The 23,849-nt window shown below is 42.2% G+C and carries 25 protein-coding genes; 2 read left to right on the top strand and 23 right to left on the bottom strand.

The window, feature by feature from the left end; translation table 11 throughout:
• Positions 1–17 precede the first annotated feature (17 nt).
• The 8 genes from lepB to NSS77_RS00505 all read right to left on the bottom strand — a co-directional run bounded on the left by lepB (position 18) and on the right by NSS77_RS00505 (position 5,073).
• Positions 18–581, bottom strand: a complete 564-nt coding sequence (gene lepB, locus NSS77_RS00470; protein WP_342469892.1) for a signal peptidase I — start codon at positions 579–581, stop codon at positions 18–20.
• Between the two features lie 108 nt (positions 582–689).
• On the bottom strand, positions 690–1,034 hold the full coding sequence (rplS, locus tag NSS77_RS00475) for a 50S ribosomal protein L19 (RefSeq protein ID WP_342469893.1): 345 nt from the start codon (positions 1,032–1,034) through the stop codon (positions 690–692).
• Positions 1,035–1,224: 190 nt separating this feature from the next.
• Positions 1,225–1,962 (bottom strand): tRNA (guanosine(37)-N1)-methyltransferase TrmD, encoded by a 738-nt coding sequence (trmD, locus tag NSS77_RS00480; RefSeq protein ID WP_342469894.1) that lies wholly within the window; start codon positions 1,960–1,962, stop codon positions 1,225–1,227.
• Positions 1,959–2,480, bottom strand: coding sequence for a ribosome maturation factor RimM (gene rimM / locus NSS77_RS00485; protein WP_342469895.1), 522 nt, complete (start codon positions 2,478–2,480; stop codon positions 1,959–1,961). The genes trmD and rimM overlap by 4 nt, the downstream gene beginning before the upstream one ends.
• A 251-nt stretch (positions 2,481–2,731) precedes the next feature.
• A complete protein-coding gene (locus tag NSS77_RS00490) occupies positions 2,732–2,962 on the bottom strand; it encodes a KH domain-containing protein (RefSeq protein ID WP_342469896.1) in 231 nt (76 codons plus the stop codon).
• 23 nt (positions 2,963–2,985) lie between these two features.
• A complete protein-coding gene (rpsP, locus tag NSS77_RS00495; protein WP_342469897.1) occupies positions 2,986–3,264 on the bottom strand; it encodes a 30S ribosomal protein S16 in 279 nt (92 codons plus the stop codon).
• A 102-nt stretch (positions 3,265–3,366) separates the two neighbouring features.
• The gene (gene ffh, locus NSS77_RS00500; protein WP_342469898.1) at positions 3,367–4,728 is read right to left on the bottom strand and encodes a signal recognition particle protein; all 1,362 of its coding nucleotides are present in this window, start codon (positions 4,726–4,728) and stop codon (positions 3,367–3,369) included.
• Positions 4,729–4,740: 12 nt separating this feature from the next.
• Positions 4,741–5,073, bottom strand: coding sequence for a putative DNA-binding protein (locus NSS77_RS00505; protein ID WP_342469899.1), 333 nt, complete (start codon positions 5,071–5,073; stop codon positions 4,741–4,743).
• 301 nt (positions 5,074–5,374) lie between these two features.
• Between NSS77_RS00505 and NSS77_RS00510 the strand changes: the two genes are divergently transcribed.
• On the top strand, positions 5,375–7,027 hold the full coding sequence (locus NSS77_RS00510) for an IS1182 family transposase (protein WP_342468739.1): 1,653 nt from the start codon (positions 5,375–5,377) through the stop codon (positions 7,025–7,027).
• A 27-nt stretch (positions 7,028–7,054) separates the two neighbouring features.
• Here the strand turns inward: NSS77_RS00510 and ftsY are convergent, their stop codons facing one another.
• The 11 genes from ftsY to NSS77_RS00565 all read right to left on the bottom strand — a co-directional run bounded on the left by ftsY (position 7,055) and on the right by NSS77_RS00565 (position 20,865).
• Positions 7,055–8,254 (bottom strand): signal recognition particle-docking protein FtsY, encoded by a 1,200-nt coding sequence (ftsY, locus tag NSS77_RS00515; RefSeq protein WP_342469900.1) that lies wholly within the window; start codon positions 8,252–8,254, stop codon positions 7,055–7,057.
• Positions 8,255–8,256: 2 nt separating this feature from the next.
• The gene (gene smc, locus NSS77_RS00520; protein WP_342469901.1) at positions 8,257–11,829 is read right to left on the bottom strand and encodes a chromosome segregation protein SMC; all 3,573 of its coding nucleotides are present in this window, start codon (positions 11,827–11,829) and stop codon (positions 8,257–8,259) included.
• A 1-nt stretch (position 11,830) separates the two neighbouring features.
• Entirely contained in the window at positions 11,831–12,592 is a 762-nt protein-coding gene (rnc, locus tag NSS77_RS00525) for a ribonuclease III (protein WP_342469902.1), read from the bottom strand.
• Between the two features lie 251 nt (positions 12,593–12,843).
• Positions 12,844–13,080 carry an acyl carrier protein gene (locus tag NSS77_RS00530; protein ID WP_342469903.1) on the bottom strand — a complete coding sequence of 79 codons (237 nt, stop codon included), beginning with the start codon at positions 13,078–13,080 and terminating at the stop codon, positions 12,844–12,846.
• Between the two features lie 115 nt (positions 13,081–13,195).
• Positions 13,196–13,942, bottom strand: coding sequence for a 3-oxoacyl-[acyl-carrier-protein] reductase (gene fabG / locus NSS77_RS00535; RefSeq protein ID WP_342469904.1), 747 nt, complete (start codon positions 13,940–13,942; stop codon positions 13,196–13,198).
• Between the two features lie 4 nt (positions 13,943–13,946).
• The gene (gene fabD, locus NSS77_RS00540) at positions 13,947–14,885 is read right to left on the bottom strand and encodes an ACP S-malonyltransferase (protein WP_342469905.1); all 939 of its coding nucleotides are present in this window, start codon (positions 14,883–14,885) and stop codon (positions 13,947–13,949) included.
• A 12-nt stretch (positions 14,886–14,897) separates the two neighbouring features.
• Entirely contained in the window at positions 14,898–15,896 is a 999-nt protein-coding gene (plsX, locus tag NSS77_RS00545) for a phosphate acyltransferase PlsX (protein WP_342469906.1), read from the bottom strand.
• Positions 15,893–16,471: a transcription factor FapR gene (gene fapR, locus NSS77_RS00550; protein ID WP_342469907.1), complete on the bottom strand. Its 579-nt coding sequence runs from the start codon at positions 16,469–16,471 to the stop codon at positions 15,893–15,895. Before fapR ends, plsX begins: the two co-directional genes overlap by 4 nt.
• A 170-nt stretch (positions 16,472–16,641) precedes the next feature.
• Complete coding sequence (gene recG / locus NSS77_RS00555) at positions 16,642–18,696, bottom strand: ATP-dependent DNA helicase RecG (RefSeq protein ID WP_342469908.1); 2,055 nt, start codon at positions 18,694–18,696, stop codon at positions 16,642–16,644.
• A 141-nt stretch (positions 18,697–18,837) separates the two neighbouring features.
• On the bottom strand, positions 18,838–20,481 hold the full coding sequence (locus NSS77_RS00560) for a DAK2 domain-containing protein (protein ID WP_342469909.1): 1,644 nt from the start codon (positions 20,479–20,481) through the stop codon (positions 18,838–18,840).
• Between the two features lie 18 nt (positions 20,482–20,499).
• On the bottom strand, positions 20,500–20,865 hold the full coding sequence (locus tag NSS77_RS00565; protein ID WP_342469910.1) for an Asp23/Gls24 family envelope stress response protein: 366 nt from the start codon (positions 20,863–20,865) through the stop codon (positions 20,500–20,502).
• Between the two features lie 310 nt (positions 20,866–21,175).
• On the opposite strand from NSS77_RS00565, the gene rpmB reads away from it, so the two are divergent.
• Entirely contained in the window at positions 21,176–21,364 is a 189-nt protein-coding gene (gene rpmB, locus NSS77_RS00570) for a 50S ribosomal protein L28 (RefSeq protein ID WP_096550629.1), read from the top strand.
• Between the two features lie 146 nt (positions 21,365–21,510).
• On the opposite strand, the gene spoVM is transcribed toward rpmB, so the two are convergent.
• From spoVM to rsgA, 4 genes are read right to left on the bottom strand one after another with little or no spacing between them, the layout of a single operon-like run.
• Complete coding sequence (gene spoVM / locus NSS77_RS00575) at positions 21,511–21,615, bottom strand: stage V sporulation protein SpoVM (protein WP_342469911.1); 105 nt, start codon at positions 21,613–21,615, stop codon at positions 21,511–21,513.
• Positions 21,616–21,627: 12 nt separating this feature from the next.
• On the bottom strand, positions 21,628–22,284 hold the full coding sequence (locus NSS77_RS00580) for a thiamine diphosphokinase (protein ID WP_342469912.1): 657 nt from the start codon (positions 22,282–22,284) through the stop codon (positions 21,628–21,630).
• 2 nt (positions 22,285–22,286) lie between these two features.
• Positions 22,287–22,949, bottom strand: a complete 663-nt coding sequence (gene rpe / locus NSS77_RS00585; RefSeq protein WP_342469914.1) for a ribulose-phosphate 3-epimerase — start codon at positions 22,947–22,949, stop codon at positions 22,287–22,289.
• A 2-nt stretch (positions 22,950–22,951) separates the two neighbouring features.
• Entirely contained in the window at positions 22,952–23,836 is an 885-nt protein-coding gene (gene rsgA, locus NSS77_RS00590) for a ribosome small subunit-dependent GTPase A (RefSeq protein ID WP_342469915.1), read from the bottom strand.
• Positions 23,837–23,849: the final 13 nt, after the last annotated feature.

Genomic DNA, 23,849 nt, shown 5'->3' on the forward strand with positions numbered 1-23,849 from the left:
ATATCTACTCCTCTTGATTATTTCACAATTTTCATTTCACTTAATGGCCAGAAAACTACGCTTGTTTTACCGATGATTTTGTCTTCGCTGACGACGCCGATATGTCTGCTGTCTTTACTGTAGCGCCGGTTGTCTCCCATCACAAAAACATAACCTTCCGGGATTACATCCATGTTCGGTTCAATATCCTGAAGGGTGAAATCTTGCGTCAATTGTCCTTCAGAAAGCTGGGATTTGTATTCATCCAAATAAGGTTCATCAATCGGTTCGCCATTGATATAAAGCTGATCATCTTTATATTCGATATGCTCCCCAGGCAATCCGATGACTCTTTTGATGTAATCTTTTCCTTCCGGAGCATGGAAAACGACGATATCAAATCTTTTTGGTTCTCCCAACCGGTAACCGATTTTATTGACAATCATCTTGTCCCCATCTTTTAAAGTCGGCATCATGGAATCTCCGTCTACCACGATGGGAGTAAATAAAAAGTAGCGAATAAATGCAGCAATGAGAAGAGCGATGATTAACGCCTTCGTCCATTCCCAAATCTCATTTTTTTCCTTTTTGCCTTTTTCCACGAGAGCGTTCCCTCCAAATCTACTATCTACATTTTATTCCATTTTTATACTGAATGACAAGCAAAAGAAAGGAGGCTTTTCGAAACAAAGCCCCCTTTAGTAGAAAAATTATCGAATTTCTTTGATACGTGCTGCTTTACCACGTAAATTGCGTAGATAGTAAAGTTTTGCACGACGTACTTTACCACGGCGAACAACTTCTAATTTTGCGATTTTTGGTGAGTGTAGAGGGAATGTACGTTCAACACCTACACCATAAGAAACTTTGCGCACAGTGAAAGTTTCGCTGATTCCGCCGCCACGGCGTTTGATTACAACGCCTTCGAATGCTTGGATACGTTCGCGGTTACCTTCTTGGATTTTCACATGAACGCGAACTGTATCACCAGGACGGAATTCAGGAAGATCTGTACGAAGTTGTTCTTTTGTAATTTCTGCAATAATATTTGACATCTTTTTTCTCCCCTTATACCGAATGTTCATATAGTCTTCGTCACTACAGCGGAACATCGTAATTTAACGCTTCCCATAGAAGCACAAAATGAATGATATCATAAATTATTTCAATGCGCAACCAAAATTGAATCATGAATAAATCTACTAAAAGGGATGTTTATTCATATTAAAATTTCTTTTAAGATATTCATGTTTTTGCACTATTTCTTTTCAACATTTCGATAAATTCTTTTTGTTTCGGCGTCAATTCCATTTGTTCCAATAAATCGGGTCTCCGCTCAAAAGTCCGTTTGAGCGACTGCTCCATCCGCCATTCTTCAATTTTTTGATGGTTACCGGAAAGCAGCACATCCGGCACCTTCATTCCTCTAAAGTCTTGGGGTCTTGTGTAATGAGGATGTTCCAATAGCCCTGTGGAAAAGGAATCATGAATATGGGAAGCTTCTTGTCCCAGTACGCCCGGAATTAAACGGACGACCGCATCAATGACCGCCATTGCCGGTATTTCGCCGCCCGTCAGCACAAAATCCCCGATGGATATTTCATCTGTGACAAGATGCTCCCGAATGCGTTCATCATATCCTTCATAATGTCCGCAAATAAAAACGAGTTCCTCCTCATTTGCCAGCTCTTCCGCTTTCTTCTGAGTAAACCGTTCACCTTGTGGGCACATCAGGATCACCCGGGGTTTTCGGCCTTCGGTAATTGTTTCCACCGCACGAAACACCGGCTCCGGCTTTAATACCATTCCCGCTCCGCCGCCATAAGGATAGTCATCTACCTGTTTATGCTTGTTGTCGCTAAAATCTCGGATATTGGATACTTCAATTTCCACCAGACCTTTTTCTTGGGCCTTTTTTAAGATGGATGAACCAAACACGCCCGGAAACATTTCCGGGAATAAAGTAAGCACATGTATTTTCATGACAATAATCCTTCCATCACATGAATGGTAATTTTTTTATTGTTTACATCAATCTCTTTTACGACATCTTCAATGTATGGAATGTAATGTTTTTTTCCTTTTTGATCTTTCATTTCCCAAACATCATTGGCACCCGTTTCTAAAATATCAGTAATTTCGCCTAGATGTTCGCCTTCTTCCGAATAAACTTGGCAGCCGATGATTTCAAAATAATAATATTCATTTTCTTCCAATTCATCTTCATTTAACTGGTCTTTTGATATTTTTAATAGGCTGTTTTTAAAAGGTTCCACTTGATTGATGTTATCATAACCTTCGAAAGTCAATAAAATAAAGTTTTTATGCCTTCTGGCGTTTTCCACCGTCACCCATATCGGTTCGGAACGATCATCTTTGAAAATGGCGAGTTTCGAACCTTTTTTGAATCGAATCTCTTCAAAATCTGTGGATGAGAGCACCCTTACCTCTCCACGGATGCCATGGGTATTGACGATTCGCCCCACATTTAACCATTCCATTCAACGAAACACCTCTTTATTTTGAAGTTTTATAATCACTGATTTTTTCGTTTCCTTTATAATGGTACACAATCTATTTTGATGTTCCCACCGGAATTTCATTTATAAAAATAATGCCAAAATCTTCACCAATCCATCAATCCCTGGAAAATTTCTTGTTAGAAAGAATCAAAGTGCATGTCGGAACAAATTAACAAGGCCATTCACTCGCCAATACGAATAAAAAGGGGCCGAAACAGCCCCTTTTTGCATTAATCCAATATATCTACGTATGTTTTTTTCTTGTGGTGACCGCTTGCTGAATAAACAATAGTCCGAATCGCTTTCGCAACACGACCGTGTTTTCCTATCACTTTTCCCCGATCTGAAGGATTGACAAAAAGTTTATAAACGATGCGACTGGCGTTTTCATCTTTTTCAACGCGCACGTCTTCCGGATAGTCAACAAGTGGTTTTACGATTGTTTCAATCAGCTTTTGCATGCGGACACCTCCCAATTTGAAAATTAAGCGTTTTTATTGAATTTTAAATTGTGGAATTTTTCCATAATTCCTTGTTGTGAGAATAAGTTGCGAACAGTGTCGGATGGTTTCGCACCATTTGCCAACCATTTAAGAGCTTTCTCTTCATCGATGTTTACAGTTGCTGGCACAGTTAGTGGATTGTAAGTACCAACTGTTTCAATTGAACGTCCATCACGTGGTGAACGGGAATCAGCAACTACGATACGATAGAAAGGAGATTTTTTAGCTCCCATACGTTTTAAACGAATTTTTACTGCCATGTTAATTTTGCACCCCCGAATTAGTTTTACACAAGATAGAATAATAACAGTGTTTCATTTGTTTGTAAAGTGTTTTTTCTTAACAGTTCATTATTTCTTTTATTAAAACTTAAAAAATGAATCGAGGCCAGGAATTTTCATTTTTTTCTTGCCTTTTCCCTGCGCCATGCCCGTCATTTGTTTCATCATTTTCTTCATATCTTCAAATTGTTTCAGCAACCGGTTGACGTCTTGAATGGATGTACCGGAACCTTTGGCGATCCGTTTTTTCCGGCTCGCATTGATGATTTCCGGATGCTCTCTTTCCTGCGGTGTCATGGAATACACAATCGCCTCAAGACGGTCGATTTGCTTTTCATCGATTTGAATATTGTTTAAACCTTTAATTTTATTGAATCCCGGAAGCATTTTGAACAAATCTTCCAATGGTCCCATCTTCCGGACAGCTTTGAGTTGTTCCACAAAATCATCAAAGGTGAAGGTTTGGGTTTTGAATTTTTCCTCCAGCTCTTTCGCTTTCTCCATATCCACATTGGCCTGGGCTTTTTCAATCAATGACAGGACGTCACCCATTCCCAAAATTCTGGATGCCATCCGTTCCGGGTGGAATGGTTCCAAAGCGTCCATTTTTTCGCCCATACCGACGAATTTGATCGGCTTCTCAGTCACGGCACGGATGGAAAGCGCCGCACCACCGCGGGTATCGCCGTCCAATTTTGTCAAAATGACGCCCGTGATTCCGATTGTTTCATTGAAGCTTTGCGCAACATTCACCGCATCTTGACCGGTCATCGCATCAACAACCAAAAATACTTCATCCGGTTCTTTGATTGCGCGGATATTTTTCAATTCTTCCATCAATTCTTCATCGATATGTAATCGACCCGCTGTATCGATAATGACCACGTCAAAATGTTCTTTTTTCGCGTGTTCGATGGCTTCTTCCGCAATCTTTACAGGTGAAACATCCGCCCCAAGGGAAAACACCGGAATGGAAAGCTGTTTCCCTAAGGTTTCCAATTGTTGGATGGCGGCTGGACGATAAACGTCAGCAGCAACAAGAAGCGGTTTCCGATTATATTTTTTTCTTAAAAGATTCGCCAATTTCCCAGTCGTCGTCGTTTTACCTGCACCTTGCAAGCCGACCATCATAATGACCGTTGGAGGCTTTGGATTAAATTTGATTTGACTATGTTCCCCACCCATCAATTCCGTCAATTCATCTTTTACAATCTTGATGACTTGTTGGCCGGGTGTTAAACTTTTCATCACTTCTGAGCCGACTGCCCGCTCGCTAACCCGTTTGACGAAGTCTTTCACCACTTTTAAGTTGACGTCGGCTTCGATCAAAGCGAGACGCACTTCCCGCATCATCTGTTTTACGTCCGCTTCGGTCACTTTTCCTTTGCCTTTGATTTTCTGGATTGTGCTTTGGAGTCGCTCTGATAATCCTTCAAATGCCAAACTTTTCGCCTCCTAATCCGTTTCTTTTAATTGATCGATTAATTGTAATTGTTCTTCCACAGGCGCTTTCTCTTGTATTGCGGCAACCAGCTTTTCAATCGTTTCCTGACGCTTTTGAAACTTTTCGAATAATTTCAGTTTATCTTCATATTCTTCAAGCATTGCCTCCGTGCGGCGGATGTTATCGTATACAGCTTGTCGTGAGACTTTGTAACTTTCTGCAATTTCCCCCAAGGAAAGATCATCCAAATAATAAAGCTCCATGTATGCGCGCTGTTTATCCGTTAACAAGGCTTGATAAAAGTCGAAGAGAAAATTCATCCGCGTCGTTTTTTCAAGTAACATCGAATGTCTCTCCAATCATAGTTTTTCTATTGTATCATATCGATTTTGAATATACGTGTCAAGTAAAATTCCTTTAACAAGACAACATTTTCAAGAATTTGTCAATCATAGGGCAGTCCGCCCAAGCCAAATACCAATGAAGCAAAAGAGGCTGGGACAAAACCCCCTCTAAAATGGAAACAGCCCATGAAATTTTGGAATGAAATTTCATGGGCTGTTTTTCATTTTTTCAATAAAAAATAAGGACCTCTTCTGTTAAAATTAAGTTAGCAGACAAAACCTAACAGAAAGAAGGGTCCTTATGTTCAAATATTATAACATGAATCAATTAGTTTTGCCTCTAGATTTAGAAATAAAATTACAAGAAAATGATATTGCCTTCCACATTCACCATTTAGTTGAAAGTATTCCAGATGAAGCCTTCCAGCCGTTTCTTCGAAATACAGGTTGTCCTGCTTATCATCCACGCATGATGCTAAAAATTATTTTGTGTGCCTATTCGCAGTCTGTCTTTTCAGGTCGAAAAATTGAAGCGCTATTAAAGGACAGTATACGAATGATGTGGTTGGCACAAGGATATGAACCAAGTTATCGGACGATCAATCGTTTTCGTGTGCATCCGGAAGTAAAAGAATTAATTCGTCAATGTTTTGTCCAATTCCGTTGCCAACTGGTGGAAGAAAAGTTAATCGATCAAGAAGCCATTTTTATCGATGGTACGAAGATTGAAGCGAATGCCAATAAATTTACTTTCGTATGGAAGAAATCCATTGAAAAATACAACCAAAACTTAATTGAAAAGTCCAATCAGTTATACAACGAACTATTAGAAAAAGAAATCATCCCTGAAATGGAGCGGGAAAATGAGGGAGAACTGTCCGTTGAAGAACTCGCTCAAATGGTGCAACAAGTCGATGAAGTCATTAAGGAATATGACCAAAAGATAGAAACATCGCCCGATGCCACAGAACGAAAAGCATTAAGAAGCGAACGAAAATATCCAAAACAAGCGTACAAACAATTAATAGACTTCATTCTACGAAAACAAAAATACCAAAAAGACTTGGACATCTTGGGGGAACGGAACAGTTATTCCAAAACAGATCAAGATGCAACGTTCATGCGAATGAAAGACGACTATATGAAAAACGGTCAATTGAAAGCTGGATACAATGTACAAATCGCAACAGAAGGTCAATACGCACTAGCTTATAGCATCTTTCCAAATCCTACTGATACACGTACATTGATTCCGTTCTTGAATGAGATTGAGAAGCATTATTTTCCATTGCCAAAATATATTGTCGCAGATGCTGGTTATGGTAGTGAACAGAACTATGAGGACATCCTTTCGAATCGAAAATGTGAGGCACTTATTCCATATACCATGTATGAGAAAGAACAAAAGAAGAAATATAAACAAAATCCATTTCATCCAGACAATTGGATGTACGACGAAGAAAGTGATACCTACATTTGTCCAAATCAGCAGCGAGTAACCTTCCGTTATCGTTCTGTACGTACAGATAAGACTGGTTTCAAACGAGAATTGAAAATCTATGAATGTGAAAACTGTTCAGGATGTCCATTTCGTTCATCATGCACAAAAGCAAAGGAAGGCAATCACCGAAAGGTCATGGTGAATGAAAAATGGGAACAACAAAAAGAATATGTAAGAGCGAAGCTTTCAGAAGAAAAAGCTGGTTCTATTTTCCGTCAACGTAAAATAGACGTAGAACCAGTTTTTGGATTCTTGAAGGCTAATTTGCGTTTCACTCGATTTTCCGTTCGAGGAAAATCGAAAGTGGAAAATGAAATGGGCATTGCCTTAATGGCCGTGAATTTACGAAAATACACGGCCAACAAAGATCAACTAACCAAAAATAATGGGGATAAATGGAAAAAGGAGAATTTGAGTTGGCTCAAATTCTCCTTTTTCCTATCTAGAAGCTAGTTTTGTCCCAGCCTCTTCATCTTTCCATTATTCCGCTTTATTCAATTCTTTATCCAATGAATCGGCAAACAGTCCATATACATAGCGTTCCGCATCAAATGGCTGCAAGTCGTCGATTTTTTCGCCCAAACCAACAAATTTCACCGGAATATTGAGTTTGTTTCGGATGGCCAACACGATACCGCCTTTTGCTGTACCGTCCAGTTTTGTCAATACAATTCCCGTCACATTTGTTGCTTCTTTGAAAGTTTGGGCCTGGATCAAGGCATTTTGGCCGGTCGTCGCATCAAGGGCAAGAAGCACTTCATGCGGGGCATTGGGAATTTCACGGGAAATGACGCGATGGATTTTTTCCAGTTCCTTCATCAAATTCACTTTATTTTGCAAACGTCCCGCCGTATCGCAAATCAAAACATCTACACCGCGTTTTTTCGCCGCATTGATGGCATCATAGATGACCGCAGCAGGGTCGGACCCTTCAGATTGTTTGATCACTTCACATCCTACCCGGTCTCCCCAAATTTGAAGCTGCTCAATGGCGCCGGCACGGAACGTATCGCCTGCCGCCAGCATGACGGTTTTCCCTTGTTTTTTCAAACGGTGGGCAAGCTTCCCGATTGTTGTCGTTTTCCCAACACCATTTACCCCTACAAATAAGATGACCGTCAGCTCGCCATCCGGCTGCAAGTTCAGTTCAGAAATGCCTTCCTCGCCTTGTTCATAGATTTCCACCAATTTTTCGCAAATAATTTCATAAATGCCATCCGTATCTTTTATATTTTTGCGCTGCACTTCAAAGCGAAGTTCATCCATCAACTCCATGACTGTTTCAAATCCGACATCCGCTTGCAGCAATATTTCTTCCAGCTCTTCAAAAAACTCTTCATCCACTTTCCGATAGCGGGCGATTAAATCGTTCACTTTGGAAGTGAACGTGTCACGGGTTTTTGCAAGACCCATTTTGAATTTTTGCGTAATGGACCAAGCGGATGGTTTCTTTTCTTCTTCCGCCTCCACCGTTTCTTCTTTTTCTTCCCCGGCTATTTCTTCATCCTGTTGAGTTTCCTCAAGGGCAGTTTCTTTTTCTGTGCCGGCCGGCTCTTCTTCTATAACTTGCCCTGCATCTTCAACCTCATTTTGTTCAGTTGATTCCTCAACCGTTTCTTGCTGTATTTGTTCTTCCGTTTTACCGCTTAGTTTTTCCTTTAATCGTTTAAAAAAGCTCATGTTTATTCGCTCCTTTGTCCAACAAGTACTGCTTCATCTTCCAATTTCACCGAAACCAGTTTTGACACGCCGGATTCCTGCATCGTAATCCCATACAACACATCGGCTCCTTCCATCGTTCCTTTTCGATGGGTGATGACGATAAATTGCGTGTCCCGGCTCAATTTTCTTAAATATCGGCTATATCGCTCAACGTTTGCTTCGTCCAGCGCCGCTTCCACCTCGTCCAAGATGACAAATGGAACCGGCCGGGAATTCAAAATGGCAAATAGCAGGGCGATTGCCGTCAAAGCCCGTTCCCCACCGGAAAGCAAGCTCAGGCTCTGCAGTTTTTTTCCTGGCGGTTGGGCGACAATTTCTATTCCTGTTTCCAATAAGTTGTCAGGGTCCAATAAAATCAAATCGGAATGGCCTCCGCCAAACAATTCCCGGAACACTTCCCGGAATTGTTGCTGAATCTTATCAAAGGACTCTTTAAAGCGGGTCGCCATTTCTTCATCCATTTCCCGGATCGTTTCATTGAGAGTGTTTTGCGCCTCAATTAAATCATTCCGTTGTTCCGTTAAAAAGGTATGCCGTTCCAATACCCGCTCATATTCTTCGATTGCGGTTAAATTGACCGGACCCAATTCTTCAATGGAGAGTTTCAACAGTTTCACTTTTTTTCGGATGTGTTCCACATCTTCCATTTCAACCGCTTCATTTTTTGCTTCTTCAAAATCAATCTCATACTGTTCTTCCAGAAGATTGTTCAGCCGGTTGATTTCAAATTCAATGCGGCTTTTCTTCACATCCATCGAACGCAATTGTTCCAAATAGCCTTTGTGAACTCTTTGCAATTCTTTTAATTGTTCATCCAATTGAGCAAGTTGCTGCTGACAGTCAATGCGAGTCCGCCTTTTTTCCTGAATCGTTGAGGAACACTGTTCCCGTTTTTCGATCCATTCTTGAATCGCCTTTGTTATTTCTTCTTCCGTCAGTTCGTTTTCCTGCTCATTTTGAATCCATTCAATTTCTCGGGAAATAGTGTCGATTTGTTGTAGAAGTTTTGAGCGTTTCAACTCAATGTCCGCCGTTTGAATCTGGAGTTGATTCAATTGTTCCTGCAATACCGCAAGCTCTGAACGTTTTTTCGCCGACTCTTCGCGGAGCAGATCCTTTTCCGTTTCGCTTTTTGCTTTCGCCTTTGATAGTTGCTCCACTTTCCCGTTTACTTGCTGCAATTCCCGTCTTAATTGGAGAAGGCGTTCTTCAACTTGGCTCTTTTGCTTCAATAACGCTTCCCTTCTGGATGAAGCGGTATTTTTTTCGGAAGAAGCTAAACTAACAGTAGTTTTTAAGTTTTTCTCTTCCAATTCCAGTTCAACATATTTGGAATGCAACTCCATCTCTTCTTGGCGGTATTGTTCGGATTGCATTTTTAACATTTCCGCTTGTCCTTGCAAGTTTGTCAACGATTCTTTTTCTCTTGCAAGTGTTTTCTCCGCCTGGGAAATGGATTGTTCCATTTGGGCTAAATTGGCCTTCAGCTGCTCCAATTCCGCTTTTCTAGTAAACAATGAATTTTGTTGCTTCATGGAACCGCCTGTCAGCGAACCGCCGGCATTGACGATATCTCCGTCCAACGTCACCACCCGGTATTTATAACCGCATAATTTGGCAATCTGACTTGCCCCTTCAAGGTTTTCCGCAACGAGGACGTTGCCGAGCAAGTATTCCGCAATATTGCGGTTTTGCTCATCAAATCCAACTAATTCATGGGCGAGTCTAATGAATGCCGGGTGATTCAACGCTTGCCCGATTTGGGAAGGGGACAGCTTCCGGGATTTCATGACGTTTTTTGGGAGGAAAGTGGCACGGCCGGCTTTTTTCGCTTTTAACCAACCAATGGCTTTTTGGGCATCCTGTTCCGTTTTTGTGACGATATGTTGGGTGGCTGCCCCCAAAGCCGTTTCGATCGCTTTGGAATATTTTCCTTCCACTTTCAACAGTTCTGCAACGGCGCCTTCAATTCCCGATAATTCTCCACGCTCTCTTGCAAGCAATATCTCCTTCACACCATGAGCGAAGCCGGAATAGTCCGATTCCAATTCTTCGATCGCTTCTTTTCTGGACTTCAATTGTTGTTGATGCTGATACGCTTTATACAGCATTTGTTGTTTTTCGTCATAAGAAGAAGTGGCGGCTTTGAGTTGACGTTGCAATTGTTCGTATTGCTCCAATACTTCGCCCAGTTTATTTTTAAGTTTTTCCAGCTTCTCCGCAATCCCGTTTTTTTCGCTGGACACTTGCGCCAACTTTTTCAACATTTCTTCCGAGCGGTCATTTATCCGTTCTTCCGTTTCTTCATATTGCGCCAGTTGTTGTTCTATATGTTTCAGTTCATTCTTCGCCGTCGCTTCTTCGTTTAACAAATCGATATAGAGATTTTTTTGCTCTTCTATTTGTTGTTCCAATTGGGAAACCGAACTGTTGAGAGACATATCGATTTGTTTGATTACGGCTTTCAATTGCTGGATTTCATTTTTCTTCATTGCAAACAATTTCTTGTTTTCTTCCTCATTGTTTGCCAGTTCCTTCTCTTCCGCTTCCGCTTCTTTCAGCGATTGCTGCAACTGTTGGAACTGCTTTTCCGCATTGGAACGCTTTTCCTGCACAAGGGCTTTTCGGCCTTCCCAGCGTTCCACTTCCGCACTGGCTTCAACCAAATGTTCTTGCATTTCGTCAATGGATGAATCAATGTGTTGAATGGTTGCACGGAGATTATCCACTTTTATTTGCAGGTCGGCAATTTCAGATGCCTTCTTCCGCTCCTCGCGTTCCAGCTGATCATGGTCTTCCATAACAGCGGACAACTCGTCATGATATTGTTTCAAATCATGGACAATGAGAGAAATGTCCAATTCCCTCAATTCTTCCGTCATGCGAAGATAATCTTTTGCAGTGGAACTTTGAATTTTTAATGGTTCCAAGCGGCTATCCAGTTCATGTAATATGTCCAGTACCCGATTTAAATTATCATCGGTCTCCAACAATTTTTGTTCTGCCTTTTTCTTTCGCAGTTTATATTTTAAAATACCCGCCGCTTCTTCAAAAATGATTCGACGGTCGTCCGGTTTGCTGTTTAAAATTTCATCCACACGGCCTTGGGAAATAATTGAAAACGCTTCTTTCCCCAATCCGGAATCCATGAATAAATCCGTAATGTCTTTCAAGCGGCAGTGCTGGTTGTTCAGCAAATATTCGCTTTCTCCTGAGCGGTACACCCGTCTAGTTACACTGATTTCTGAAAATGGAATACCGACTTTTTCATCTTCATTGTTTAAAATTAATGTAACCTCCGCAAAGTTCAAAGGTTTTCTGGAAGCGCTACCGGCAAAAATCACATCTTCCATCTTCGAGCCGCGCAAACTTTTTGCCGATTGTTCCCCCAAAACCCACCGGATCGCATCGGTCACATTGCTCTTTCCGCTTCCATTCGGACCGACAACGGCCGTCACGCCCGGGACAAAATCGATGCCGATTCGATCCGCGAAAGATTTGAAACCTACTACTTCAAGCCGTTTAAGGAACATGTTATTCCTCCTTGTGCAAGGACTGATTTAATGCAACCATTGCATTTTGAGCAGCCTGTTGTTCAGCCTCTTTTTTCGATTTTCCGCGACCGATGCCAAGTTCCTGATCGTTTAATAGCACCCGGGATACAAATGTCCGATTATGGGCCGGTCCTCTTTCATCGATAATTTCATAATGCAGAACGCCGGTATTGGATTGTTGCACCATTTCCTGGAGTTGACTTTTAAAATCCATCACATGCGAAAAAGCACCGACTTCCACTTTCGGGAACACGACTCTTTCCAAAAATTGAAAGACTTTATCAAGCCCCTGATCCAAATAAAGGGCGCCGATAAAGGATTCAAACACATCGGCAAGGAGTGCGGGGCGTTCTCTTCCACCTGTCAATTCTTCTCCTTTTCCTAAAAGAACGTACTTTCCAAAATTCAATTCATTGGCGAAGATGACCAGGGAAGGCTCGCAAACGATGGATGCCCGAAGTTTCGTCAATTCCCCTTCGCTCATATGCGGATAACGTTCGAATAAATATTTTGATATGGAAAGTTCAAGGACCGCATCTCCTAAAAATTCCAAACGTTCATTATCGGCAAAATGTTTTTTGCGATGCTCATTCACATAGGATGAATGGGTAAATGCCTGATATAACAAATTTTTATTGTGAAAAGAGATATTTAATTGTTCTTGCAACTCTTCGAATTGTTGTTTCACTTGTTCAGGATATACACCATTTTTTTGTTGATTTCCTTTTCTTTTGATTGTCATGAATAATCTGCCTTCCTATCCGTTTATGTCGTAAATGTTACTTATTCGAAGTAGTAAAGATATGAGGACAAAAGGTTTATCCCCATATCTTCACATCGAATAAATATAAAAAGTGGTTTTTGTGCATTTCAAATGCATTATTTTTATTATAACCCAAAATGACTACACATTTAGTATTTTCTTCATAAGATTTTAAGCAATGAAAAGAGGCACCCATCAACCACGTACGCGCGGGATGTGCCTCTTTGAGATTAGTTTAATTTACTTTCAATATACTTAACTGCATCTCCAACAGTTACGATTTTTTCTGCATCTTCATCAGAGATTTCCATATCGAATTCATCTTCCAATTCCATTACTAATTCAACAACGTCTAATGAATCAGCACCTAAATCTTCGCGGAAAGATGCTTCTTCCGTTACTTCGCTTTCGTCAACGCCAAGACGGTCAACGATTACTTTTGTTACACGTTCTAATACTGTGCTCACTTCGGTCACCTCCCTTCAATAGTATACAAGAAAGTGTTTCCTGTTCATAGAGAAATTCGTTCTACGAAGGTGAAAACCTCTAATTTATGTTAAAGGAAAGCAGTTCACTTTTGGATTACATTGCGATGCCGCCATCGACATGGAGAACCTGGCCGGTAATATATTCGGCATCTTCGGAAGCCAAAAATACGACGGCTTTTGCCACATGTTCAGGCTGACCGAATTTTCCGAGTGGAATTTGAGTAAGCATGGTGTTTTTCACATCTTCCGGAAGAGCGTCGGTCATTTCCGTTGTGATGAATCCCGGCGCTACGGCATTGACTAAAATATTTCTGGATGCCAATTCTCTTGCCGTCGTTTTTGTCAATCCGATCACACCGGCTTTGGCAGCCGTATAATTGGCTTGTCCGGCATTACCGGTTACACCTACAACAGAGGCGATGTTGATGATGCGGCCGGAACGCTGTTTCATCATTTGACGTGTAACCGCTTTTGTGCAAAGGAATACGCCCTTCAAATTCGTCTCAATGACGTCATCCCATTCATCTTCTTTCATGCGCATCAACAAATTATCCCGGGTAATTCCGGCATTGTTGACGAGGATATCGATGGATCCAAATTCATCCAATGCCGTTTTCATCAAGTTTTGTACGGATTCATTATCCGCAACATTTGCCTGGACGGCAATGGCTTTTTGACCCATTTTTAAAATTTCTTCCACCACTTCTTCCGCTTTTTCTTTGCTTCCGCTGTAGTTAACGACCACATTGGCCCCTTCTTTTGCCAGCTCCAAAGCGATCGCTCGTCCGATTCCTCTGGAAGCTCCTGTCACCACTGCTGTTTTTCCTTCTAATTTTCCCATATTTTCACCCCTTTAATTCCTTCACAACTTCCTCAAAAGTTGCTTCATCATAGACACAATAGGTTTTCGCTGAGCGGTCGATTTTACGAACAAGGCCGGAGAGCACTTTTCCCGGGCCGCATTCGATAAATGTCGTTACACCCAATTCCAACATTTTGCGGACATCCCGTTCCCATTGCACCGGGCTATATACTTGTTCCACCATTTCTTTTTTAATGGATTCCACATCTTCCAGAATTTCAGCATGTACATTGTTGATGATTGGAATTTTCGGCTGGGAAATGGCCACTTGTTCAATTTCTTTTTCCAGTTGAACAGCGGCAGGTTTCATCAATTCGCAATGGAAAGGACCGCTCACATCGAGTGGAATCGCTCTTTTCGCTCCACGTTCTTTCGCTAATTGGGAAGCCTTTTCCACCCCTTCTTTTGTACCGGAAATTACGATTTGACCTGGGCAATTCAAGTTGGCAAGCTGAACCAAATCCCCGCCTTCGGTGATTTCAGCGCAAACTCCTTTTAACGGCTCTTCTTCCATCCCTAATATGGCCGCCATGGCACCAAGCCCCGCCGGCACCGCTTCATTCATATAAAGGCCGCGCTTATGAACGATTTTGACCGCATCTTCAAAGGAAAGGGATTCAGCGATGACGAAAGAACCATATTCCCCTAAAGAATGTCCGGCCGTATAGTCAGGAGTGATTCCCGCTTCGATCAACTTGGATGCAATCATGACGCCGGTTGTCAAAAGGGCCGGTTGCGCATGATACGTTAAAGTCAATTCTTCTTGCGGACCTTCCAGCATATATTTGGACAGTTTAAAATTCAAAGCTTGATCCGCACGATCATAAAAAGCTTTGCACGCTTCATCATTCGCTACAAGTTCCGCCCCCATTCCCACCTTTTGGGAGCCTTGTCCTGGAAAAATAAATGCTATTTTTGACATTTGCCGTCTCCTTTACTCTTGTTCTTTTTGACTTTCCAATATCGCTTTCTTCATGACGTTGACAATGTCATGTTCGACCATCGTCGCCGCTTGACGGATTGTATTGTAAATCGCTCTCGAGTCAGAGGAACCATGGGCTTTTACAACTGGGGCCTGCAGACCGAACAGCAATGCGCCGCCATGTTCGGAATAATCCAGTTTATTTTTTAACCCTTTCAATTCATTTTTCACGAGCAATGCAGCCAGTTTCCCTTTGGCAGAAGCCATGAACACATCTTTTATCATCTTCATTAACGCTCCTGCCGTGCCTTCGATGGACTTTAACACCATATTGCCGGTAAAACCATCCGTTACAACGACATCCGCAACTCCATCAAGCAAATCGCGGGCTTCCACGTTGCCGACGAAATGCAAATCCGCTTGTTGCAATTTCTCATATACCGATTTGGTCAATTCATTTCCTTTGTGTTCTTCCGTTCCGATATTCAACAACCCGACACGGGGTTTCTCGATGCCTCTCACCTTTTTGGCATAGATATTTCCCATGATGGCAAATTGGACAAGATTTTCAGGTTTCGCTTCCGCATTGGCGCCTAAATCCAGCATTAAAAATCCCTTGCCATCGATTGTCGGCAGCGTTGTTGCAAGGGCCGGTCTTAACACGCCATCAATGCGGCCAACTTTAAACAATCCGCCGGACATATACGCCCCTGTATTTCCTGCAGAAATGCAGGCATCCGCTTTCCCTTCATGTACAGCTTCCAACATCCGTGTCATGGATGAATCTTTTTTCCGGCGGACGGAACGGACCGGCTCATCGTCGCCTGTGATCACCTCTTCACAGTGAATGATTTCCACCCGCTCGTTTTGTACAATATATTTCTCCAACTCTTCTTTTTTTCCAAATAGTTGTATTTCAATATTGGGGAAATCTTTTAATGCCTCATTGACGCCTTCTACTATGGCTTTCGGTGCATGGTCCCCACCCATACCGTCAATTGCGATTTTCATTTTTGTTCACCTTCACCTTTCGTGCGATACATTTCGAATTCGCCTTTAAACACAGGTTCATTATTTACCGTTGAGATGACATCGATATACGTTCGGTTTTTTTCTTTATTGGTTTCTCGAACAATGGCTTTCGTAACAACACGATCTCCTGCACGAACAGGTTTTAAGAATACCACATTTGCCCGGACCGTCAATGCGAGTTCATCATCGATCACTGCAACGCAAAGGGAGTTTGCCTGGGCAAACAAATGATGCCCCCGTGCGATGCCATTTCTTTGAAAGACATGTTCTTTTTTTACATCAAAAATGGATATCGCCCTTTTATCCAGTTCGATATCGATGATTTCACCTATCACTTCATCAATAGGCAACGATTTTACTTCGTTTTCAAGATTTCTTTCTGCGACATCTTTAATCCGTTCTCTCAGTTCCGGAATCGAAAGTTCCATCCGATCAAGGCGAATCGTCTGAACGCTCACGCCAAATTTCGCAGCCAATTGTTCATCCGTGACGAATGGATTTTCCTCAATCGTTTCTAACAGTAACTGTTGCCGCTCTTTCTTCGATTTTTTCATCAACATTCGCCACCTACTTCCTATCCCATATTAGCACTTGGTACTAACACCAGTATACATTTCCATAAAAAAGAACGCAACAACGAATTGTTACGTTCTCCCATTGAATTTAATTCCATCCGCCAACGCAGTTCCGCTTAATTTAGGCAATTGAATGGAGAGGTTTGCACTTAATCGATTCTTTCTCCGCTTAATGCCCCGGATGCTTCCAACATTTTTCGTAAATGCTCATATTCATCTTCCAGCCAGAAGCGCTCGTCATAGACGAGTTTTGCCGCATCATTGCGGGCCACTTCCAACACGCGGTAATCATGCACCAAATCTGCCAGCTTAAACTCTGGCAAGCCGCTTTGCCGTTTACCGAAGAAATCCCCAGGGCCACGCAATTCCAAATCCTTTTCGGCCAATCGGAAACCGTCCGTGATTTTGGTCATGCTTTTCATCCGTTCGATTCCTTCTTCGGATTTGGGATTTGCAAGCAACACGCAATAGGATTGATAATTTCCGCGCCCAACCCGGCCGCGCAACTGGTGAAGCTGGGCAAGCCCAAACCGGTCCGCATCATAAATCAACATGAAGCTCGCATTCGGCACGTTCACCCCCACCTCAACGACCGTTGTGGAAACAAGCACATGGATTTTTCCATCTTTAAACGCCCGCATCACATGATCTTTTTCATCTGAAGGAAGCCGGCCATGCATAAGGCCCACTTCGTAGCGTCCGCCAAAAATCGTTCTTAATTGTTCATAAACTTCCACCGCATTTTGCACATCAATCTTTTCGGACTCTTCGATCAGCGGGCAAATCACATAGGCTTGGCGGCCTTTTTTCAGCTCCATTTCCATCTTCGTCAAGCACGCATTCAGCTGCTCTTTTTTCATCCAATGGGTTTCAATCTGCTTGCGTCCCGAAGGCATTTCATCGATGACGGAAACATCCATTTCCCCAAAGGCTGTAATCGCAAGCGTCCTCGGAATTGGCGTGGCCGTCATAAAGAGCACATCCGGATGCATCCCTTTATCGCGCAATATTCTCCGCTGTTCCACCCCAAAGCGGTGCTGCTCATCGGTAATGACAAATCCTAATTGATGGAAGGTCACATCCGGCTGAATGAGGGCATGGGTTCCAATAATCACTTGAATTTCGCCCTTTTCCAACTGCTCCAAAATCCGCTTCCGTTCCTTCGTCTTTGTGGAGCCTGTAAGCAGCGCAATGTTCACTCCCATCGGTTGATATAAACTTTGAAGGGATGCAAAATGCTGCTCAGCCAAAATTTCCGTAGGAGCCATCAAAGCCCCTTGGTAACCGGCAGTCACACAAGCATAAAGGGCGATTGCGGCAACGATTGTTTTACCGGAACCGACATCCCCTTGCAAAAGGCGGTTCATACGATAAGGGGACTTTAGATCCCGGCAAATTTCATTGACGACCCGTTTTTGGGCATTCGTCAATTCGAAAGGGATCTGGCTTATAAATTCCTTCAATTTCTGCAAGTCATATTGGATGGCAATCCCTTTTTCCTGTTCTTTCCTTGTTTTCCGCAATGCCTGAATACGCAGTTGGAACATCAGGAGTTCTTCGTATACAAATCGTCTGCGGGCTTGTTTCAAATGATCTGCACTTCTCGGAAAATGAATCCCTTCCAGCGCCTCATCAATGGCCAAAAGTTTATATTGTTCTCTCAAACCTTTTGGCAGATTTTCAACCAATTGATCTTTTGACAGATCAAGCGCCTGCCTCATAAACTTGCGGAACCGGTTTTGATGCAAATTGCCTCTCAACCGGTAGACGGGTTCAAAATCTTGGCCGTTCTCTTTCGGTCCGAATCTCACGCTGGATGCGGTAATCGTTTGCCGACCCCGATCCCATTTTCCGGATACGGTAATGATCGTTCCGGGTGTCAGCCGGTCCTTCAAATAATGTTGGTTAAAGAAAACCACTTTAACAATATGCCGTCCAGCCAATACGCTCACTTGCAGTCTTGACTTGTTGCGTCCCATAAAAAAGACGAGAGGCTGACTTTCCACTCTTGCTTCGATCGTCACTTGTTCGTTATGGGGGGTTTCAACCAAATCTTTTATTCGAAAATCTTCATAACGGAATGGAAAATACATGAGCAGATCCCGCAAATGGTGAATCCCCATTTCTTTCAATATTTCAGCGGTTTCCGATCCCACACCTTTTATATTTGTAACGGGTTCCAATTCAATTTGTCCCAAAACCACTTCACGCTCCAAATGTTCGCAGCTTTTCTTTGTTTGAATTCAGTGTAACATGAACGGTCAATTTCTATCAAAATAATAAATTCCTTATCCGGTTTGAAGGTTTACGTCAAAATAAAAAAACGTCCCTGCTAGAGACGCTTTTTATTCTACAGAGAAGATAAACGGATATAACGCTTGTTTTCCATCAATGATTTCCAATTCCACATCCGGATATTGTTCCTCAACGAATCCAACAATGGCGTTGACGTCCTCCTCCGATACTCCTTCACCGTAAATCATCGTTACGATTTCCGTATCATCTTCAACGAGCTGGGACAATAAATTCCGGGCGGCATCCAGCATATTGGATGTAGAGTCGATGATTTTTCCATCGGCAAGCGCCATATAATCATCTTTATGAATTTCTACACCATCAATGGTTGTATCCCGTACGGCACAAGTGATCTGACCTGTTTTCACACTCGCCATCGCTTCTGTCATCGCTTCTTTATTTTCTTCAACGGATGCTTCTGGATTGAATGCGAGAATTGCCGCCATCCCTTGTGGAATCGTTTTTGACGGCACCACAGCGGCTTCAATGTCCAATAATTCCACCGCTTGTTCAGCAGCCATGATAATATTTTTATTGTTAGGCAAAATTAATACCTTTTCCGCACCGATTTCTTTTACCGCTTTTACAATGTCTTCTGTGGAAGGGTTCATCGTTTGGCCGCCTTCAATCACATAAGACGCTCCGATGCTCTTCAGCATGTCGCTGATTCCCTCACCCATCGACACCGTCACAACGGCGTACGGATGTTTTTCCTTTGGCCGGCTTTCAGTCTTCTCCTTATTAACAATCGCTGAATGCTGTTCTCTCATATTGTCCACTTTAATCTTGATTAAGCTTCCATATCTTTGCCCTTCATTCAGAACAACTCCAGGTGTTTCAGTATGAATATGTACTTTTACGATTTCATCATCTGAAACAACGAGCAAAGAGTCTCCCAGTTTGCTCAAATCTTCCCGGAACTTTCCTTCATCAAACGGCTCTTTCTCCGGTTCAAACCGTACCATGATTTCAGTGCAATAGCCGAATTTGATGTCTTCCGTGCTCATGAATTCCTGGGCACGATGGTGCTCTGCATTCACCAATTCTTCCAAATTATCAACTTTCGATTTTTGTGGCAGCGCTTCCCCTTTTAGAGATGCCAAGAAACCTTCATAAATGATGACAAGGCCTTGCCCGCCGCTGTCCACAACCCCTACTTCTTTTAACACAGGAAGCAAATTCGGCGTGCGCTGCAAGGAGTTTTTAGCTTCTTCTACAATCGCTTCCATTACTTTCACAATATTGTCTTCATGCTCTGCCGTTTCCACACCTTTGGCAGCCGCTTCGCGGGCAACAGTTAAAATCGTTCCTTCCACAGGCTTCATTACCGCTTTGTAGGCCGCGTCCACTCCAGCTTGAAAGGCTTGTGCGAATTGTTTTGCATTAATTTCGCTTTCTTTTTCCAAATATTTTCCGAAACCGCGGAATAATTGGGATAAAATCACCCCTGAATTTCCACGGGCTCCCATCAATAATCCTTTTGCCAAGCTTTGAGCGGTTTTGCCGATATGATTTTGGGCATTTGCCTGCGTTTCTTTTGCCCCGGAAATCATCGATAAATTCATATTGGTCCCTGTATCGCCATCCGGCACAGGAAATACGTTTAATGAATCTACAAAATCTGCATTCTGAGTCAGATGGTGCGACCCCATTTGGACCATCTCCGCAAATTTTGTTCCGTCTAATAACTTCATGTTGATTAATATCCTCCTCTATTCACCGTTCATTACTCGAACGCCTTGAACAAATATGTTCACGGATTTTACGTTCAAACCTAATGTCTTGTTAATGGTATATTTTACTTTTGATTGGACTTGATAAGCCACTTCGGAGATTTTTGTCCCGTAGCTGACAATAATATACATATCGATGTGCAGGTCTTCCCCATCCTGGCGGACAATGACACCTTTAGCAAAATTTTCTTTTCTCAATATTTCTGTTAAACCGTCACGAATTTGGTGTTTGCTCGCCATTCCTACAACACCGTAACATTCAGTCGCCGCTCCACCCGCAATCTGAGCGATTACATCATTGGAAATATCAATTTGGCCATAATCATTTCTGATTTCGATTGACATGATACTGCCTCCTTGGCTCATTTTAACTAAATTAATTGTACTACACAAAATTTGATTATAAAAGATAACGTTGAGAATCGTCCAGTTCATCACGGTTTTCCAGCCAGTTTTGTCGATGTTTGCGAAATTTTGCCGGCTAATGATTAGATTTTCCTTTTTCCTTATTTTTATTTCACCGCTGTAAAGTAATTTTTCTTGAATCCTTTCCTGAAAAGAGTTGCATAGATTGTTTGTCTATGTTAAATTATTATGGTATGTGAATACTCGCACTGAGGAATTATTCAGATTGATCTGTAAGGAGGGAATATAGATGCCAAAAAAATGTGTTGTAACTGGTCGTAAAACTCGTACAGGTAATAAACGTTCTCACGCAATGAACGCGAACAAACGTACTTGGAAACCAAACCTTCAAAAAGTACGTATCTTAGTTGATGGCAAACCAAAACGTGTTTGGGTTTCTACTCGCGCTTTAAAATCAGGTAAAGTAGAACGTGTATAATAAAACACATATAAAAGTGTAAGTAAAGTCGTCTGATGCGCACTTTACTTACACTTTTTTATTGCAAAAAAATACCACCCAAAACCGGATGGGTGATATTCCGAACCAATGAATGATTATGAAACGAAATGATTTCATAACGCATATTATTCTTTTCTTTTTTTCTTTTTATTGCTGCCTGAAAATAAATTGATGCAGGAACGGGTAAGATTGCTTAAAAACTTTGGCAATTGGAAAGTATAAACTCGCACGATCAAACCTCCTTATAAGTCACTGCTTCTTATCATTAAACATATGCCTGAAGAAAAGGAGATATAACCTTGCTCATCCACTAGCTCATTGCTGGTGAACCGGCTCGACCCCACTTCGATTCTTTCGCTTGTCGTCTCATACTTGACGCCGCGCAATGTCACATTTTCCACCGCTTGCTGAAAAGAGAAGAATGAAAGATAACGGTACTTTTCATCTCTGACGATCGTATGCTTTCCCGGCAACAGGATGCTGATTTCATTATGTCTATTAATAATTTTATGTTCGATGTGCGGATAATGTGATTTCATATGATAAAGGGAGCGTACGGCCGCTGCAAAGTGGTCCAGACGTCCGCCGGTTACCCCCGTAATGAATATTTCATTTGGATTGTAAGAGATGGCTTTGGCAAGCGCCAGATCCGTGTCGGTTTCATCTTTTTCCGCGCGATGTTTTTCGATTTTTTTTACTTCCCTGCAAATCTTCTCCCATTCCTGTTCTGTCAACGAGTCAAAATCCCCGATCACTTCATCGGGAACGATTCCCTCTTCAAGTAGATAGAGAGCGCCGCGATCCGCTCCGATATAATAGATATCATGGTCATTTCTGAATCTGTCAAAGGAGCATAATTCATACTTTGGACCGCCTGCGCAAATCAATACTTTCCTCATGTTCAAATTGCAGCCTCACCACTCGTTTTTATTGCTTGCAAAGCGGCTTTCCGGTCTTTTTGATTATAGATCGCTGAACCGGCCACGAAAATCGTTGCCCCCGCTTTTGCACAAGGCACGATTGTTTCTGCCGTAATGCCCCCATCCACTTCGATTTCCACATTTAACCCTTTTTCTTTTATCATGTTGGAAAGAGCTTCAATTTTTGGCACAACGCTTTCGATAAACTTTTGTCCCCCAAAACCAGGGTTGACCGTCATCAACAAGACGAAATCCACATCGCCCAACACATGTTGGATCATTTCAATCGGCGTGTGGGGATTTAGTACAACCCCCGGTTTTACACCAAAAGAACGGATTAATTGAATGGTGCGGTGCAAATGAGGACAAGCTTCCACATGCACAGAAATCCAGTCCGCTCCCGCTTTCGCGAAGGCTTCAATATATTGATCGGGATTTTCGATCATCAAATGCACATCCAATGGCAATGTGGTCAAAGGTCTCAACGCCTGTACGACAATCGGGCCCATTGTAATGTTTGGAACGAAATGGCCATCCATCACATCAATATGAATCAGGTCAGCTCCCGCTTCTTCCACTTCTTTTACTTCTTCGCCCAATTTCGCAAAATCCGCTGATAAGATTGATGGTGCAATTTTAATCATGTCTAATACCTCGGCTTTCGATCAATGATTTCTTGTAAAAATTGTAAATAATGCTCATAGCGGAATTCCTGGATCTCTCCGGACTCCACACCTTCTTTTATGGCACATTTCGGTTCTTTTAAATGGAGACATCCACGGAATTTACACTCATCTTTTTTTCTCTCGAACTCAGGAAAACAACTTGGCAAGTCTTCTTTTTCGATATGATCAAAGTCGAATGAACTGAATCCAGGTGTATCTGCCACAAGTCCACCGGCCACTTCAATCAATTCCACATGTCGTGTCGTATGTTTGCCTCTTCCCAAAGTTTGGGAGATTTCCCCTGTTTTTAAATTTAACTCCGGAATCAAGGTGTTTAATAATGTGGATTTTCCGACACCGGATTGCCCTGCCAACACCGTTGTTTTTCCTTCCAAAAAGGGTTCAAGTTTCTCAAGCAACTTAGGATCGTGTTTATAAGTATCTATCACTTCATACCCGATTTCTTGATAGATTTTTATATATTGTTGGATTTCTTCTTTTTCATTTTCCAAAAGCAGATCCATTTTGGTCAAGCAGATGATTGGCGTCACTTGATGGGACTCCAATACGACCAAAAACCGATCCAATAAAATCAGATTGAAATCCGGCTCTTTCACGGAAAAAACGAGCAATGCCTGATCCACATTGGCAATTGGCGGCCGAATCAATGCATTCTTCCGGGGAAAGATTTTGGTGATCACCCCATCGGAACCTTCTTTTTCTTTTGCGTATTCGACAAAGTCGCCGACGAGAGGTTGTTCCCCCCGTTTCCGGAAAACCCCTCGTCCACGGCATTGCAATAATTGTCCTTCGTCATATACATAGTAGTATCCGCTTAAAGCCTTTCGAATTTGCCCATTAGGCATCCCATTCCTCCTT

The sequence above is a fragment of the Ureibacillus sp. FSL K6-3587 genome, from assembly GCF_038593165.1.
Taxonomy (GTDB): Bacteria; Bacillota; Bacilli; order Bacillales_A; family Planococcaceae; genus Ureibacillus; species Ureibacillus suwonensis.